14 protein-coding genes and 1 other RNA gene are annotated in these 16,392 nt (G+C 56.9%); 7 read left to right on the forward strand and 8 right to left on the reverse strand.

All coding sequences use genetic code 11. The annotated features are described in order from the left end of the window. Window positions 1-64: 64 nt before the first annotated feature. The 3 genes from D3870_RS03660 to D3870_RS03670 form a co-directional block, all read right to left on the reverse strand. Window positions 65-1,015 carry a metallophosphoesterase family protein gene (locus D3870_RS03660; protein ID WP_119736756.1) on the reverse strand — a complete coding sequence of 317 codons (951 nt, stop codon included), beginning with the start codon at window positions 1,013-1,015 and terminating at the stop codon, window positions 65-67. A gap of 156 nt (window positions 1,016-1,171) precedes the next feature. Next, window positions 1,172-1,504: a hypothetical protein gene (locus D3870_RS03665; RefSeq protein ID WP_242489851.1), complete on the reverse strand. Its 333-nt coding sequence runs from the start codon at window positions 1,502-1,504 to the stop codon at window positions 1,172-1,174. A gap of 220 nt (window positions 1,505-1,724) precedes the next feature. Continuing rightward, entirely contained in the window at window positions 1,725-3,209 is a 1,485-nt protein-coding gene (locus D3870_RS03670; RefSeq protein ID WP_147375692.1) for a hypothetical protein, read from the reverse strand. A 518-nt stretch (window positions 3,210-3,727) separates the two neighbouring features. On the opposite strand from D3870_RS03670, the gene D3870_RS03675 reads away from it, so the two are divergent. After that, window positions 3,728-4,003 (forward strand): hypothetical protein, encoded by a 276-nt coding sequence (locus D3870_RS03675; RefSeq protein ID WP_119736760.1) that lies wholly within the window; start codon window positions 3,728-3,730, stop codon window positions 4,001-4,003. Between the two features lie 66 nt (window positions 4,004-4,069). On the opposite strand, the gene ssrA is transcribed toward D3870_RS03675, so the two are convergent. The 5 genes from ssrA to D3870_RS03700 form a co-directional block, all read right to left on the reverse strand. Beyond that, window positions 4,070-4,446: a transfer-messenger RNA gene (ssrA, locus tag D3870_RS03680) on the reverse strand. Between the two features lie 24 nt (window positions 4,447-4,470). Further along, window positions 4,471-5,205 (reverse strand): HAD family hydrolase, encoded by a 735-nt coding sequence (locus D3870_RS03685; RefSeq protein ID WP_422879635.1) that lies wholly within the window; start codon window positions 5,203-5,205, stop codon window positions 4,471-4,473. A gap of 48 nt (window positions 5,206-5,253) precedes the next feature. Next, window positions 5,254-5,949 carry a bifunctional 2-polyprenyl-6-hydroxyphenol methylase/3-demethylubiquinol 3-O-methyltransferase UbiG gene (ubiG, locus tag D3870_RS03690; RefSeq protein ID WP_119736762.1) on the reverse strand — a complete coding sequence of 232 codons (696 nt, stop codon included), beginning with the start codon at window positions 5,947-5,949 and terminating at the stop codon, window positions 5,254-5,256. 114 nt (window positions 5,950-6,063) lie between these two features. Continuing rightward, window positions 6,064-6,711, reverse strand: a complete 648-nt coding sequence (ompA, locus tag D3870_RS03695) for an outer membrane protein OmpA (protein WP_119736763.1) — start codon at window positions 6,709-6,711, stop codon at window positions 6,064-6,066. Window positions 6,712-7,012: 301 nt separating this feature from the next. Continuing rightward, window positions 7,013-7,696: an OmpA family protein gene (locus D3870_RS03700; RefSeq protein ID WP_119736765.1), complete on the reverse strand. Its 684-nt coding sequence runs from the start codon at window positions 7,694-7,696 to the stop codon at window positions 7,013-7,015. Window positions 7,697-7,906: 210 nt separating this feature from the next. Here D3870_RS03700 and gyrA point away from each other — a divergent pair, with 210 nt between their 5' ends. From gyrA to aroA, 6 genes are all read left to right on the forward strand, one after another. Next, a complete protein-coding gene (gene gyrA / locus D3870_RS03705; protein ID WP_119736767.1) occupies window positions 7,907-10,531 on the forward strand; it encodes a DNA gyrase subunit A in 2,625 nt (874 codons plus the stop codon). Next, window positions 10,531-11,634 (forward strand): 3-phosphoserine/phosphohydroxythreonine transaminase, encoded by a 1,104-nt coding sequence (gene serC / locus D3870_RS03710; RefSeq protein WP_119736769.1) that lies wholly within the window; start codon window positions 10,531-10,533, stop codon window positions 11,632-11,634. The genes gyrA and serC overlap by 1 nt, the downstream gene beginning before the upstream one ends. Window positions 11,635-11,853: 219 nt before the next feature. Beyond that, on the forward strand, window positions 11,854-12,927 hold the full coding sequence (gene pheA / locus D3870_RS03715; RefSeq protein WP_119741635.1) for a prephenate dehydratase: 1,074 nt from the start codon (window positions 11,854-11,856) through the stop codon (window positions 12,925-12,927). Between the two features lie 100 nt (window positions 12,928-13,027). Continuing rightward, entirely contained in the window at window positions 13,028-14,134 is a 1,107-nt protein-coding gene (gene hisC, locus D3870_RS03720; RefSeq protein WP_119736771.1) for a histidinol-phosphate transaminase, read from the forward strand. Window positions 14,135-14,156: 22 nt separating this feature from the next. After that, entirely contained in the window at window positions 14,157-15,056 is a 900-nt protein-coding gene (locus D3870_RS03725; protein WP_242489852.1) for a prephenate dehydrogenase, read from the forward strand. Next, window positions 15,056-16,381: a 3-phosphoshikimate 1-carboxyvinyltransferase gene (gene aroA, locus D3870_RS03730; protein WP_119736773.1), complete on the forward strand. Its 1,326-nt coding sequence runs from the start codon at window positions 15,056-15,058 to the stop codon at window positions 16,379-16,381. The genes D3870_RS03725 and aroA overlap by 1 nt, the downstream gene beginning before the upstream one ends. Window positions 16,382-16,392 lie beyond the last annotated feature (11 nt).

Genomic DNA, 16,392 nt, shown 5'->3' on the forward strand with positions numbered 1-16,392 from the left:
CGGCACATTATTTGACACGCATCATGTGCCACGATATCCCTCCCAATGCCGAAATACCGATTGCTCAGTGGCAAAGCGTTGTGCCTCGATCGACGAATCCGCCATCCTCCACCGGCAGGAACTCCCATTCGTAGCCACTGTCTTTCAACACCAGCTTGAGCACGCCATGACTCGCGTTGTCGCTGACTTCGGAATTCGGTTTGCGAAAGCGAAATGGCGACAGGCGAGCGCCGCCGGTTCCCACCACGAACTGACGCATGCCGCGCTTGTCATCCTGCGCGCCATCGCCATTCTGCGGCGCGAAGCGCTCGTAGTCGTGATCGTGCGACGCCAGGACGAGGTCGGCATCGGCGGCATACAGTGCATTCCAGACGTCCGCCATCTTGTCGTTGTTGCCGTGGCCGCCGGAACTGTAGCGGGGATGATGCCAGTAAGCGAGTGTGCAGAGCGCCTTGTTGCGCCCAAGTTCGTCCTTGAGCCAGTCGAGCTGCGTCTGATGCTCTTTCGGCTTCAGATTGCTGTTGAGCGAGATCACGTGCCAGCTGCCCAGCGTGAAGCTGTAATAACCGCGCCGTTCCGGTCCGGCACCGCTGCCGAAGTAACCGTAGTAACCCATCGCGTACGGCACGCTGTATTCATGGTTGCCGGGAACCGGGTAGGTGCGCGCCTTGAACCGGCCCCAAGTCGGTTCATAGCAGTCGGTGAATTCGCCCGGCATGCCGATCGGATAGGTGCTGTCGCCGAGGTTCAGTACAGCTGCGTCCTTGTCGTTCGCCAATCTCTCTGCGATCAGAGCCGCTGTTTTGGCCGCGCCGCTTTGTTCCGCATTGACTTTTCCGCAGTCGGCGATATCGCCGGCGGCGTAGACATTCACGCCCTTGCCCGGCAATTGCACTGCTTTTTGCACAGTGGTGACAGGTGCCTTGTCGGCAGTGCAGGCCGCCAGTGCAATGATGATCGCAGCGGCTGAAAATGAAAGGGAGAATGTATTGCCGGGAAATTTGTTGTTGTTCATCAGGAATACGCCATCAGTCGAATGCAATGAGCGTATCGATTAGCGTATCGATTTCGCGCCTGTGTTGCAAACGATGAAGGCAGTATTCCGTCTGGAAAGCAAAAATTGATGCTGGCAATGTGGCGTGTGATGGTGCGCTCATTCTGCATCCATGCGTCAGAATTCATGCTCTTCAAACGCACGTTTCGCTCTTTGCTCTGCTGCTTCCCATGCCAGCGCTTCTGTTTCGTAGATGCCAGCGGGAATGTATGTTTCCGCGATCTCCGGTTCGCGTGTCAGACGAACATAGACTTGGGCTTCATAGGTATCGTCAGGCTGCTTCACGACAAGAATGCGCGCAACGTGATCCCCATCCTGCAAGAAACGTCCGTCCGCAGGCGAGGAGGTCTGGGAAATTCCTTGTAGGTCGCGTTCCACATCTGCCTGTCCCGGGGATTTTTCCCCACTGCCGATGTCGGATTCGTTCAGATCAGGTTTGTCCTGCGTCATGCATTTCTCCTTCACGGCATTGCATTGCGTGACTGAGGGTAAACGCTAAGATGCGATGGCGCACGGATAGTTCGTTGCGAACTGTCGTTTGCCCTGTCGAAACAGGGAAATGCATTTTCTGCGTTGCCGTGTCTTCAGGCAGCGAGCACGCAATCGCAACTTCGACAGCCTCGCCAAGGCATCCCGACAATTGATTCGCTGCACCTCCGGACAAGCCAAGCTACTGCTTTCGGGCAATGAAGCCGCCCACAACCACTTGCGCGGTGGATGCATTGGATAGCGAGAATGCGCCGCCGATTTCCTGGGGGCCATTGCCGCTTGATCCCGTTGCGACCACTGGACCGAAATAGCGTCCGCCCAGTCCGCCAGTCAAGGTGCCGGCGTTGATGGCACCGTTCAGATAATTCGCGACGCTTCGACCGGCTGTGCCCATGCCGACCGTGCTTTTCAATGCGACCGGCACCGGCGTGCGCGCCGCATCATGCGTCGTCGCATTCGACAGCGTCACGGTGACTTCGCGCCTGGCAAAATCCGCCGTCACAGTCACGACGGCCCGGAACATCACAGCGTCCTCGGTCGCGTTGCGCGCATGCCAGCCATAGGCCACGCCGGCATAGCTTGCCGAGCCGCTGGCGGGCACTGCGACAGGGTCCGTCACTTCGCCGAATGCCACGATGCCGCGCCTGTTCTTGTTGTGTTCCTGCGATCCCGGCGTCCATTCCACGATCTGCACGGTGTCCTGCGTCATCCATGTACCCAGGTTGGCGTAAGCGAAGGACCAGTTGTCGTATCCGCGGTAGCCTTTCGAGCCGGGATACGGCACACCGATGCCGGAGCCGCCAGGCAAAATCGTTCGATTGCCATTCTGATCCGGCATGCCATCGCCCGCATGCACGTCCCCATCCTCATGCAAGCGTCCCCCCTGCGCAGAATCAGGCGTGGTTCCGCCGCTGCGCCAGTCACCGGCCTGCGATTGCATGCCTCTTGTCTCGACGGCGGGGCAGGGCAGCATGTTGGGCGGGCAGCGCGATGGATTGCCGGCGCGCGGGAAGTAGTGGTTGTTCGCGTAATTGGCCTGCGTACCGGCGGTACCCTTGACGGCGACATCGTAGAAGCCGAGGTTCGCGCTGTCGGGCAATGTCGCGAACGACAGCAGCCCGTTCCCGTCCGCCGTCACCCGGCCCTGTGCGAGATTGAATGTTTCGATGATCACCGGCCGTTCGTTCGTGCCATCCCAGGAGAGTCCGAGCTTGTTCAGCAGCATGGCGAACCCGGACACGCTGCCATTGCCTTGCCGCGCCAACCGCACTTCCGCCCAGCCGCCGGAGGCAAGCGTCAGGCCTTTGGCATTGGTGCGATCGGCGATCGGCTCAATCAGGTCGCTGGTGGATTTGCCATACACCTGCACTCCGGAGCGCGTCAAAGCAATGCCATTGTCGCTGCGTAGCAGCGTGCCGCCGCTGCACTGATAGCCTGCGCCATCGACGCACGACATGGTCATCGGTGTCGCGGGATCGAGCGGAGCGGGCGGCGTGACTGGCGGCGGCTCATTTCCCGGCCCGGGATCGGTCGGCTTGTCCGAGGGGGTGGATGTGCCGGGCGCGGGATTATCCTGCTCGTTGGATGGCGTCTGGCGCGTGACTTGTATATTCGGGATGGAAGAACTGCCGCCGCCACCGCAAGCGGCTACGAATAGAGGAAGCAAAAGGAGGCAGAGTTTGGTGCACAGGAATCGCGAGGCGGGCATGAGTATTTGCATGTGGCTTGAGAATCGATGCATCCTCGATCGGAAGATGGAGGAAAGTAGTCATCAATGTAGCCAGCCGTCGCGGCGTGCGCCTTGAGGTTCAACAACGCAGAGCGACTCGCACTGCATCACGGACCAGCGATTTTGACGATGCTCTATCGCGAGTGATTTATCGAGATTGGCATGGCCGGTGTGTGATATCGCCCCCGGCGAGACAATCAAAGCGATTGCTGATGCGCTGTGCAAGCCATTGCGACGACAGACGCAGGGTCGTCAGTCGCGCGGGAACAATCAGAGCGGTTCGTGCACAGACCGGAGCCGTGCCAGTCTTGATTCCATCAAGACTGGCTTCAGGACGCATGCAGAAATCATGGTCGCCTGCATGATGGTGTTAATGCTGTCGCCGCAACTGCTCACGATGCGATGTGTGCGTATCATCATCCACTTCCGACGAGGGTCGGTCCTCAATGAAGTGGATGGGAGATCAGTTCAAGGCATGCAGATTGAACTTGCGAGAAATGGAGCAGGAATCGCGTACCCCGCTGTGTCGGATGATCGTCGGTGCGTTCTTGTTTTTCGCCATGACGGGAAACAGGAGCGTCATGAGCATCGGACTTGAGAACGGGTTTCTTCATGATGTTCTCGGTTTCGTGACGCTCGCGCTTGCGGTTTCGCGTGATGAATCGGAAATGGCGGGAGGAGTGAAAACGGCTAGATATCGGCAATTTTGCGAAATATCGAAGGCCGCATGAACGATCGCAGGCACGTGGCCTGGCGAAAAAAATGCCCAACTGCAAAAAACAGTTGGGCATTCATATTGGTGGAGGCGGCGGGAATCGAACCCGCGTCCAGAAGCACTCTACAGACAGTTCTACATACTTAGTGCTGCCAATTGGTTTTAACCCTGCCGACGCGGACGCACACGCTTCGTCAAGGCGAGTTACCTATTTTTAACGCTACACCAAGTAACCCGATGTAACGCGATTCCCTGTATATGACTCTACTGCTGTTGCCAGCCCGCCCCAGGGAAGAGACGGTGTAGAGCTAGAAAGTTCTTAGGTTTCTAGGGGTTTACGCTGCGAGAGCGTAAGATTCATCGTTTGCATTTAAGCATTTCCGGTTGGATTTACGAGGTAGCCAGTCCTCGGTATGCCCTGCGCTGCTTTGCAACCCCTGTCGAAACCAGGTCGCCCCCGAAGCAGGAGTCTATTGTATCGCATCAGATGGGGCGGGGCCGCCCCGTTTCAAGGGGTCTTTGCCGAATGAATTCAAGAATTTGCAGCGGCGTTTCGGCAATCGCATCGGCACTCCACGTAGCGGGTTCTTGATTGCCGCAATAGCCCCACGCAGCCGCAACAGTCGTCATGCCCGCAGCCTGGCCAGCCTGTATGTCGCGCAGATCGTCGCCGACATACCAGCAATCTTGCGGCGCAAGCGCAAGCCGTCGTGCGGCTTCCAGCAACGGCTCGGGATGGGGTTTGGGATGCGGCGTTGTATCACCGGAAATGACGCACCCCGCTTGTTGCAACCCTATTTGAGGAACGAGCAGATCGGTAAAACGAGCCGCCTTGTTGGTGACGATGCCCCATTGCAAGCCAGAGTTGAACAGTTCCTGCAGCAACGCCGCCACACCGTTAAACAGCGTGCTCTTTACCGCAAGCGCGGCGGCATAGTTATTCAGAAAAGCAACACGCAATTCTTCATAGTTCTCATCCTCCGGTTTCAGCCCGAATGCGGCACCAATCAATCCGCGTGCTCCTGCGGATGCGACCGGACGCAACTGTTCGTAAGGCGTTGGTGCGAGGCCGCGTTCAACGCGGAGCTGATTGACGGCTTCCGCCAAATCGGGAGCAGTATCTGCAAGAGTGCCGTCGAGGTCGAACAAGACGGCGCGAGGCATGGGATGATGCATGGGCATTTTCAGGAACACATTGATGCCGGTGGAGTTCTGCATGGGGAGATATTCATGCAGGCTCTCGCACTTTGCGGGTTGTTCAAATTTTCAGGCAGGACGCGTACAGGCAACGAGATAATTGACGTCGGTATCCCGATTCAACGAGTATATTTTCGTCAATGGATTGTAGGTTATGCCCTTGAGCGTTTCGAGCGTCAAGCCTGCATTGCGTATGAACTGCGCCAGCTCGGCAGGGGTGATGAACTTCGCATACTCGTGCGTGCCCTTCGGGAGCAGCCGCAGCAGGTATTCCGCGCCGATGACCGCGAATGCATATGCCTTGAGATTGCGGTTTATGGTTGAAAAAAACACATGGCCGCCCGGTTTGACCAACGTTGCGCAGGCGCGCACCACGGCTGCGGGGTCTGGCACATGCTCGAGCATTTCCATGCAGGTAACGATGTCATAACGCGCCGCTTCGCGCGCTGCCAGCTCTTCCGCGGAGATCAATTCATAACGCACCGCGACGCCGGATTCGAGGCTGTGCAAGTCGGCGACCTTCAGTGCTTTTTCAGAAAGATCGATGCCGGTAACTTGTGCACCTTTCTTTGCCATGGACTCGGCAAGTATGCCGCCTCCGCAACCAATGTCCGCCACGGTTTTTCCTGCCAATGGAACACGCGCATTGATCCACTCGAGCCGGAGCGGATTGATCTCATGCAATGGCCGGAATTCGGAAGTGGGATCCCACCAACGGTGTGCGAGATCGCTGAATTTTTGCAGTTCTAAAGGATCGGCATTCATGGAGTGAATGATAGCGGTAAAGTGGATATTGCGCTGCGAACAGGCACCAGCCAACACCCCCGACAGGCGAAAAAAAACCCCGCCGAAGCGGGGTTTTCGATTCAGGAAAATCGATTACTTGTTGCTACGTGTGCCAACGACTTCGATTTCCACGCGACGGTTCTTGGCGCGGCCGGCAGCAGTCTTGTTGTCTGCGACTGGCTGTTTTTCGCCCTTGCCTTCAGTGTAGACGCGGTTGGCTTCGATACCCTTGGATACCAGATAAGCCTTGACAGCTTCAGCGCGACGCACGGACAGTTTCTGGTTGTACGCATCGGTACCGACCGAATCAGTGTGGCCGACTGCGATGATGACTTCCAGGTTCATGCCTTGCAGCTTCGATACGAGGTCATCCAGCTTCGTCTTGCCGTCTGCCTTCAGTACAGCTTTGTCAAAGTCAAAGAAAGTGTCAGCAGCAAATGTCACTTTTTCCGAAACAGGTGCGGCTGCAGGTGCAGGTGCAGGTGCCGGCGCAGGTGCGGCTGCCGGTGCAGGTGCAGGTTCTGCTTTGGCAACTACGCCATCACAACCGACCACTGTTGCATCAGCCGGAGTCCAGTAACCATTGCGCACGCACAGACCGGTGCCGCTGCGGACGACTACGCCGCGAGTATCTTGCACGTAAGCGCTATACGGAGTTTTTGCCTGGATGTTTTCTTGAGCAAATGCGGGAAGGGACACAACTGCGGATGCAGCAAAGACGAATTTTGCTAAGTTATTCATATTTTTCCTCTTGGTTGAGATATCCGCAGATTAACTGCGCAACAAATTTACAACTATTAGAACTGGAACCGATACTACCACATGATATTAGATCATCTTTTTGTAAGGTTGTTCGCCTGCAATGATCTTTCAGCAGCGTCATTTTGCCATATGCTTGATATAGAGCGAATGTGGCAATTTGGTGCGCTGCGAGTTTTTAACAATCTGTTGTGTAATTGAGACGGATTGTGAAAAATGCTAGATTTTTTATTAAACGTCTGAAAGTGTTCAATTTTCTTGGCAAAGCAGTAATCTCACAGTGCTATTTTGCTGTGCCGCGAACTTCAATGACGACACGACGATTGGGCGAAAGACATTTAATTAATTCTGCGTGATTCGGTGTGTCGGCGCAGGCTTTGACTGGTTGCGTCTTGCCGGCGCCAAGTGTGTTTATCTGCTCCGTTGAACCCTTGCGCTTCAGATGGCTTGCGACAGCATTGGCGCGTTGTTCCGAGAGTTTTTGGTTGTATTGTTGCGAACCAAGTCGATCAGAATGACCAGTCACCAGAATGGCCTCGATTCGTGCGCAGGATGCCATCTTTTGCAGCATTTCATCATCGAGTCGCTTTTTTGCCGCGTCGCTCAAGTTTGCCTTGTCAAATGCAAAAGCCTGGTCGTTGTCGAGAGTAACTGCAAAATTGCAGCGTGTCGGTGCCGGAGGTGCAACGGATGCCTGAACCAGAGTTGCTGGTGATGTTGCGATGGTGGGGGCGATGGGCTTCGCGATCGGTGGTGTCAGTTCTCCATCGCAACCGGTTGCGGCGTCGGTGGATGTCCAGTAACCGCTGCGCCAGCACAGTCCATACTGGCTGCGCGCCACGACGCCGCGATCATCCTGTGCATAGGCGTTATTGCTCGAGGTGGCTTGAATATCGGAAACGGGTTGAGCGGAAACGCCAATCACGATCGAGCCGAGGATGAGGCCAACTGCCGTGTTCTTGAACATGTTTATTTCTTTGTGGGAATTTCTGCGAAACCGATATTTTGCCGTTTATGGTTCCGGATTCAAACATATTTTTCGTAAGCAACCTTTGCTCTTGACTGTGTTGTCGCAACAGCGGCAAGGCAGCTCCGTCATGCATCGGTTGCGAATGGCGGCATGCTAAAATCCAACGTTTGATGTGCCAACGTAAGCTCAACATAGGCCAACTTGCCAATGGATCAATTCGCTAAAGAAACCATCCCGATTTCCCTCGAAGAAGAGATGCGCAAGAGCTACCTCGACTACGCAATGAGCGTGATCGTGGGACGTGCGTTGCCGGATGTGCGCGATGGCTTGAAGCCGGTGCACCGTCGCGTTCTCTTTGCCATGCATGAAATGAACAACGTATGGAACCGTCCTTACGTGAAATGCGCGCGTGTGGTTGGTGAAGTGATGGGTAAGTATCACCCGCATGGCGATCAGGCGATCTATGACACGCTGGTGCGGATGGCGCAGGATTTCTCGTTGCGCTACACGCTGGTTGATGGTCAGGGCAACTTCGGTTCCGTCGATGGCGACAGTGCTGCCGCGATGCGTTATACCGAGTGCCGGCTGGACAAGATTGCAAGTGAAATCCTGGTCGATATCGAAAAAAACACGGTCGATTTCGTGCCGAACTATGACGGCAAGGAAAAGGAGCCGTCGGTACTGCCAACGCGCATTCCGAACCTGCTGATCAATGGTTCGTCCGGCATTGCGGTCGGCATGGCGACCAACATCCCGCCGCACAATCTGACGGAAGTGGTCGATGGTGCATTGCACGTGTTGCGCAATCCGGCATGCAGCATTGATGAACTGATTGAAATCATTCCGGCGCCCGATTTTCCGACGGCCGGCATTATCTATGGCATTTCCGGCGTGCGTGATGGATACCGCACCGGACGCGGGCGTGTCATCATGCGCGCCAAGACGCATTATGAGGAATTCGGCAAGGACAACCGCACCGCGATCATCGTCGATGAGTTGCCGTACCAGGTGAACAAGAAGTCGCTGCTGGAGCGCATTGCCGAACTGGTGCGCGACAAGAAGCTGGAGGGTATTTCCGATATCCGCGACGAGTCGGACAAGTCCGGCATGCGTGTGGTGATCGAGTTGAAGCGCGGCGAAGTGCCGGAAGTCGTACTCAACAACCTGTACAAGCAGACGCAGTTGCAGGACACCTTCGGCATGAACATGGTGGCGCTGGTGGATGGCCAGCCGAAGCTGCTGAACCTGAAGCAGATGCTGGAGTGCTTCCTGTCGCATCGTCGTGAAGTCGTCACGCGCCGTACCGTGTTCGAATTGCGCAAGGCGCGCGAACGTGGGCATGTGCTGGAAGGCTTGGCGGTTGCCTTGGCCAATATCGACGACTTCATCGCGATCATCAAGGCAGCGCCGACACCGCCCATTGCGAAGGCCGAGTTGATGACGCGTGCCTGGGATTCGTCGCTGGTGCGGGAAATGCTGGCACGTGCAGGCGGCGAAAACGTCGGCGGTGTCGATGCGTTCCGCCCCGAGAATCTGCCGAAGCATTACGGTATCCAGAACGACGGTCTGTACAAGCTGTCCGACGATCAGGCGCAGGAAATCCTGCAGATGCGTCTGCAGCGACTGACAGGTCTCGAGCAAGACAAGATTGTCAATGAGTACAAGGATGTCATGGCGCAGATCGCCGATCTGCTCGATATTCTTGCCAAGCCGGAGCGTGTGACGGCCATCATCACCGACGAACTCACTGCCGCAAAACTTGAGTATGGCGAAGGTGCGAAAGATGTGCGCCGTTCGCAGATCGAGCTGAACACCTCCGATCTGGGTACGGAAGACCTCATCACGCCGCAAGACATGGTTGTCACCTTGTCGCATGGCGGATACATGAAGTCGCAGCCTGTGTCCGAATACCGTGCGCAGAAACGCGGCGGCCGAGGCAAGCAGGCGACGGCGACGAAGGAAGACGACTGGATCGATCAGCTGTTCATCGCCAATACCCATGATTACATCCTGTGTTTCTCGAATCGCGGCCGTCTGTACTGGCTGAAGGTGTGGGAAGTGCCGCAGGGTTCGCGCAATTCGCGCGGCAGGCCGATCGTCAACATGTTCCCGCTGCAGGACGGCGAAAAGATCACCGTTGTTCTGCCGCTTTCCGGCGAAAACCGTACGTTCCCGGAAGACCGTTACGTGTTCATGTCGACCAGCTTGGGCACGGTCAAGAAAACGCCGCTGACCGAGTTCAGCAATCCGCGCAAGGCGGGCATCATTGCAGTCGACCTCGATGATGGCGACTTCCTGATTGGCGCGGCACTGACCGACGGCCAGCATGATGTGATGCTGTTCTCCGATTCCGGCAAGGCCGTGCGCTTCGATGAAAACGATGTGCGTCCGATGGGGCGCAACGCGCGCGGTGTGCGCGGCATGAATCTGGAGGACGGGCAGCAGGTGATCGCCTTGCTGGTCGCCGAGAACGAGCAACAATCGGTCCTGACGGCGACTGAAAACGGCTTCGGCAAGCGCACCCCGATCACGGAATACACCCGCCATGGCCGCGGCACCAAGGGCATGATCGCGATCCAGACCAGCGAACGCAATGGGAAGGTAGTTGCGGCGACGCTGGTCGAGCCCAGCGACGAAATCATGCTGATCACGACCGGTGGCGTCCTGATTCGCACCCGTGTCGCGGAGATTCGCGAAATGGGACGCGCGACGCAGGGCGTGACCCTGATCGCGGTCGAGGACGGCACTCACTTGAGCGGCTTGCAGCGCATCGTGGAATCGGACGTCGAGGATGATGCCGGCGCAGCCGACGGCGACAGCGCGGAGGAGTGATGACACAGGTCTATAATTTTTCCGCTGGTCCGGCGGTGTTGCCGAAGGAGGTGCTGAAGCAGGCCGCCGATGAAATGCTCGACTGGCACGGCAGTGGCATGTCCGTCATGGAAATGAGCCATCGCGGCAAGGAATTCATCTCGATTTATGAGGCAGCGGAACGCGATCTGCGCGATCTGCTTGACGTGCCCGCGAATTACAAGGTGTTGTTTCTGCAGGGCGGTGGCATTGGCGAGAATGCGATTGTCCCGATGAATCTCGTTGGGAGAAAAACGCAGCCCGCCGTGGTTGATTTCATCCATACCGGCTCATGGTCGGGAAAATCAATCAAGGAAGCGAAGAAGTATTGCACCGTGAACGTTGCGGCTTCTTCCGAAAAGCAGAAATTTTCGGCCATCCCGCCGCGTGACACCTGGAAGCTGTCGAAAGATGCGGCGTACGTTCACGTTTGCACCAACGAAACGATCGATGGGGTCGAATTCCAGTACACGCCCGACGTCAATGCCGATACCGGCAACGCACCGCTGGTGGCGGATATGTCCTCGCACATCCTGTCGCGTCCTGTTGATGTGTCGAAATACGGTGTGATTTTCGGCGGCGCACAGAAAAACATCGGCCCTGCCGGTGTGACGCTGGCCATCATCCGCGAAGATCTGATCGGCCATGCATTATCGATCTGCCCGTCGGCCTTCGACTGGAAGCTGGTGGCGGAGAATCATTCGATGTACAACACACCGCCCACTTATGCGATCTACATTGCAGGACTGGTTTTTCAGTGGCTGAAGAAGCAGGGGGGCATAGCTGCAATGGAACAGCGCAACATCGCGAAGGCGGCGTTGCTTTACGACTATCTGGATTCGACCGGCTTCTATCGCAACGACATTGCGAAAGATTGCCGTTCGCGCATGAACGTGCCGTTTTTCCTGAACGACGAATCGTTGAATGATGCTTTCCTCGCAGGTGCGAAAGAGCGCGGCCTGCTCCAGTTGAAAGGTCATAAATCGGTTGGCGGCATGCGCGCGTCGATCTATAACGCCATGCCGTTCGAAGGTGTGCAGGCACTGGTGGATTACCTGAAAGACTTTGAGAAAAAAAGCGGATAGTGAATTCGCCATCCGTTGGGAATGGTGAGTGCAACCTGGCTCGATTGTCGGGTTAAGGCTGCGCCGGCTAAGGTTTTTTCGACCCGCAAACCCGCATGGCACCGTAGCAATTTCCGAAAATCGGATACTTATTCAACGTAGCCTTAAGCGAGTTTTGCTGCGGCACCACCCCATTCCGGCTTTTCCTTGCGAGAGGGCGCGAAGTGACTACGATAGATGATGACGGACGACAAGCTTAAACCCCTGCGTGAACAAATCGACGCGATCGATGCGCAAATTCTCGATTTGCTGAACCGGCGCGCACTGATCGCGCAGCAAGTCGGTCATGTGAAGGCCGAAACTAATGCGCCGGTATTCCGGCCCGAGCGCGAGGCACAGGTCTTGCGCAGCGTGGCGGATCGCAATCCAGGGCCGTTGGACGCCGGAGATATCCAGACGATTTTTCGCGAAATCATGTCATCGTGCCGCGCGTTGGAGCGACGAGTCAATGTTGCGTATCTCGGCCCCGTCGGCACATTCAGCGAACAAGCGGTATATCAGCAGTTCGGCCATGCGGTCGAGGGCATGCCGTGCGTCTCGATCGATGAGGTATTCCGTGCAGTGGAGGCGGGTACTGCGGATTTCGGCGTTGTTCCGCTGGAGAATTCCACCGAAGGCGCAATCAATCGCACACTTGATCTGCTGCTGCAAACGACCTTGTCGATCAGCGGTGAAATTTCCATCCCGATCCATCACAGCCTGATGAGCAGAAGCGGATCGATGGAGGGAATCAAGCGCGTTTGCGCCCATTCACAGGCGCTTGCGCAATGTCAGGCATGGTTGAATCAGCATTATCCGAACATCGAGCGCCAGGCAGTTGCCTCCAATGGCGAAGCGGCGCGCATCGCCGGCGACGACCCGACCGCCGCCGCCATCGCCGGCGAGATTGCTGGCAAGAAGTATGCGTTGGGCGTCGTTCAGGCGCATGTCCAGGATGATCCGCATAACCGCACGAGGTTCGTGGTCATTGGGCGCATGCAACCGGCGCCGAGTGGCAAGGATCACACCTCGCTGGTGTTGGCCGTGCCGAACAAGGCCGGTGCGGTATACAACATGCTGGCGCCGCTCGCGAGCCATGGCGTGTCGATGACGCGTTTCGAGTCGCGTCCGGCGCGCATGGGTACGTGGGAATATTATTTTTACGTCGATATCGAAGGCCATGCGCAGGATGAGAAAGTTGCAACCGCATTGGCGGAGTTGAAGCTCAATGCGGCCTTCTTCAAGGTGCTTGGTTCCTATCCTTTCGGCCTGTGATCATCGTTGTTTGGAGCGTGGTTGAAAGTCGCGCTTGAACAATGCATTCAGCGTGACATGCGTCACGGCGTTTTGAACGATATCTAGTTGGGAATTCATCATGTCTATTCAGTTCGGTCCGGAATACGTACGCGCAATCGCTCCTTATCAGAGTGGAAAGCCGATTGCGGAAGTCGCACGCGAATTCGGCCTTGACGAAGCAAAAATCGTCAAGCTCGCCTCCAATGAAAATCCGCTCGGGATGCCGGAGTCGGCGAAGCGGGCAATGTTCGATGCCGCCGCCGAGGTCGGTCGCTACCCCGACGCAAACGGCTTCGAGTTGAAGCAGTCGATTACCACCAAATACGGCGTGTCGCCTGACTGGATCACGCTGGGTAATGGCAGTAACGATATTCTCGAACTCGCCGCGCATGCATTCGTGCAGCCGGGCCAGTCGGTCATCTATGCGGAATATTCGTTTGCGGTCTATGCACTGGCGACACAAGCAGTTGGCGGTCGTGCAATCGTGGTGCAGGCGAAGGATTTCGGCCATGATCTGGCGGCGATGAGCGAGGCGATCGGTGCCGATACAAGACTGATTTTCATTGCAAATCCGAACAATCCGACAGGCACCTTCCTTCCGGCAAGCGAGATCGAAGCGTTCCTGAAGGCCGTGCCATCGCATGTGGTGGTCGTGCTGGACGAGGCGTATAACGAATACCTCGCGCCGGAACTGCAATATGAATCGATTGCATGGGTGAAGCAGTATCCGAATCTTCTTGTGTCCCGCACGATGTCGAAGGCCTATGGATTGGCGGGCTTGCGTGTCGGATTCGGCATCGCTCAGCCTGTGGTTACCGATCTGCTCAATCGCATTCGCCAGCCGTTCAACGTCAATTCCCTCGCGCAAGCCGCGGCAATTGCTGCGTTGAACGACACAGACTTCCTGCAGAAAAGTGCACGGATGAATGCCGACGGATATCGGCAATTGACGGCGGCATTCGAGGCGATGGATCTGGAATACGTGCCATCCTGCGGCAATTTCGTGCTGGTCAAGGTCGGCGATGACGACAGCGCCGGTGCCGACGTCAATCTGGCACTGCTCAAGCAAGGCGTGATCGTTCGTCCGGTCGGCAACTACGGTTTGCCGCAATGGTTGCGCATTTCGATTGGCCTGCCGGAAGAAAACGAGATTTTTATCGCGGCGCTGAAGAAAGCGCTGACCTGAGTTTCCTGTTGACGGCGTTCACGTGTTGAAAAAAATTGCCATTTTCGGCGTCGGCCTGATCGGTGGGTCATTTGCTCTCGCGCTCAAGAAGGCCGGTGCTGTTGAGCAGATCATCGGCGTCGGTCGGACAATTGCCTCACTGGAGCGCGCGAAGGAACTCGGCATCATCGACGTGATCTGTACATCGAGCGCCGACGCGGTTCGCGGTGCGGACCTCGTATTGATCGCAGCGCCCGTCGCGCAGACCGAGGCGATACTCGCATCCATCGAGCCGCATCTTCAGCCGGAAACGGTCGTCACCGATGCCGGCAGCACCAAGACCGATGTGGTTGCGGCGGCTTGCAGGGCGCTTCGGGAAAAAATCGCACAGTTCGTTCCCGGACATCCGATTGCAGGGCGCGAATTGAACGGACCTGATGCCGCGATTGTCGATCTTTATGTCGGCAAGAAAGTGGTGCTGGCACCGCTGCCCGAGAATGCACCGGCCGATGTCGAGCGGGTCGCCAATGCATGGAGGCAATGCGGTGCCATCATCCATCGGCTGACATCGCAGGAACATGACCGGGTATTTGCCTCGGTGAGCCACTTGCCGCATTTGCTGGCCTACGCACTAGTTGACGACATCGCCAGGAAGCCGCACGCCGATGTGCTGTTTCAATACGCCGCCAGCGGATTTCGCGACTTCACTCGGATCGCGGGATCGTCGCCGGAGATGTGGCGCGATATTTCTCTGGCCAACCAGGCGGCATTGCTGCAGGAACTGGACGCCTACATGGCGCAACTGGCGCAATTGCGGGCCATGCTGGCGGCGGGAGATGCCGCTGCAATCGAGTCGATTTACGCGAATGCGCAGCAGGCGCGGCACAACTGGGTTCGCACGATCGAGGCTGCGGAAAAACAAGGCAAACAAGGCGGCGACTAATGAAGCATTATCCTCATCATCTTGATCTGCAGGCTGCGGCAAAGGCAGAGGGCTCGGTGCGGCTGCCGGGCTCGAAGAGCATTTCCAATCGCACCTTGCTGCTCGCAGCACTTGCACACGGTACGACACGGATTTTCGATCTGCTCGCGTCCGATGACACGCACGTGATGCTGATGGCGCTGCAAGAGTTGGGCATCCGTTGGGAACAGGTCGGCGAAACGCAGCAGTACATCGTGCACGGCGCGAATGGTGTCCTGCCGGTGCATCAGGCCGATTTATTCATGGGCAACGCCGGCACGGCGATCAGGCCGTTGACCGCTGCGTTGGCGGTGATCGGTGGCGATTACACTTTGCATGGCGTGTCGCGCATGCATGAACGTCCGATCGGCGATCTGGTGGATGCGTTGAATGCGATCGGCACGAGAATCAGCTACACCGGCGAGCAAGGCTACCCGCCATTGCACATTCAGCGCGGACGGATTCATGCGCAGCGAATGCAGGTGCGCGGCAATGTGTCGAGCCAGTTCCTGACCGCGCTGCTGATGGCTGCGCCGTTGATGGTGAAAGACGAACCCGTCACCATCGATGTGATCGGCGAACTGATTTCCAAGCCGTATATTGAAATCACGTTGAATCTGATGCGCCGCTTCGGCGTTGTCGTGGAGCGCGATGGCTGGCAATCGTTCACGGTGCCGACCGGTCAACGATACGTCAGCCCGGGCACCATTCATGTCGAAGGCGACGCATCTTCAGCCTCCTATTATCTGGCCGCCGGCGCGATCGCAGGCGGCCCGGTGCGCGTGGAAGGCGTCGGCAAGGACAGTATCCAGGGCGATGTGCGCTTTGTCGAGGCACTGGAGCAGATGGGCGCGACCATCACGATGGGCGATAACTGGATCGTGGCAAAGTCGAACGGAGTGCTGAAGGCAATCGATGCCGATTTCAACCATATCCCCGATGCCGCGATGACGATTGCGGTGGCTGCCTTGTACGCCGATGGTGTCAGTACCTTGCGCAACATCGCCAGCTGGCGTGTGAAGGAAACCGACCGTATTGCGGCCATGGCAACCGAGTTGCGCAAGCTGGGAGCGGCAGTCGAAGAGGGGGCGGATTATTTACGCATCACGCCACCGGCGGAAATCCGCGCTGCGGCGATCGATACTTACGACGACCATCGAATGGCGATGTGCTTTTCCTTGGCTTCGTTGACAGGAACAGTACGCAGAGGCAACACGATTCGCATCAACGATCCGAAATGTGTCGCCAAGACATTCCCGGACTATTTTGATGCGTTTGCGAAGATTGCCCGCAACGACTTGTTTTAAATTCTCTTCTG

The sequence above is a fragment of the Noviherbaspirillum cavernae genome (assembly GCF_003590875.1).
GTDB lineage: Bacteria > Pseudomonadota > Gammaproteobacteria > Burkholderiales > Burkholderiaceae_D > Noviherbaspirillum > Noviherbaspirillum cavernae.

Coding starts and splice junctions, on each gene's coding strand:
- D3870_RS03660 (WP_119736756.1), bottom strand. CDS start 1,015: ATGAACAACAACAAATTTCCCGGCAATACATTCTCCCTTTCATTTTCA.
- D3870_RS03665 (WP_242489851.1), bottom strand. CDS start 1,504: ATGACGCAGGACAAACCTGATCTGAACGAATCCGACATCGGCAGTGGG.
- D3870_RS03675 (WP_119736760.1), top strand. CDS start 3,728: ATGGGAGATCAGTTCAAGGCATGCAGATTGAACTTGCGAGAAATGGAG.
- D3870_RS03685 (WP_422879635.1), bottom strand. CDS start 5,205: ATGCAGAACTCCACCGGCATCAATGTGTTCCTGAAAATGCCCATGCAT.
- ubiG (WP_119736762.1), bottom strand. CDS start 5,949: ATGAATGCCGATCCTTTAGAACTGCAAAAATTCAGCGATCTCGCACAC.
- ompA (WP_119736763.1), bottom strand. CDS start 6,711: ATGAATAACTTAGCAAAATTCGTCTTTGCTGCATCCGCAGTTGTGTCC.
- D3870_RS03700 (WP_119736765.1), bottom strand. CDS start 7,696: ATGTTCAAGAACACGGCAGTTGGCCTCATCCTCGGCTCGATCGTGATT.
- gyrA (WP_119736767.1), top strand. CDS start 7,907: ATGGATCAATTCGCTAAAGAAACCATCCCGATTTCCCTCGAAGAAGAG.
- serC (WP_119736769.1), top strand. CDS start 10,531: ATGACACAGGTCTATAATTTTTCCGCTGGTCCGGCGGTGTTGCCGAAG.
- pheA (WP_119741635.1), top strand. CDS start 11,854: ATGACGGACGACAAGCTTAAACCCCTGCGTGAACAAATCGACGCGATC.
- hisC (WP_119736771.1), top strand. CDS start 13,028: ATGTCTATTCAGTTCGGTCCGGAATACGTACGCGCAATCGCTCCTTAT.
- aroA (WP_119736773.1), top strand. CDS start 15,056: ATGAAGCATTATCCTCATCATCTTGATCTGCAGGCTGCGGCAAAGGCA.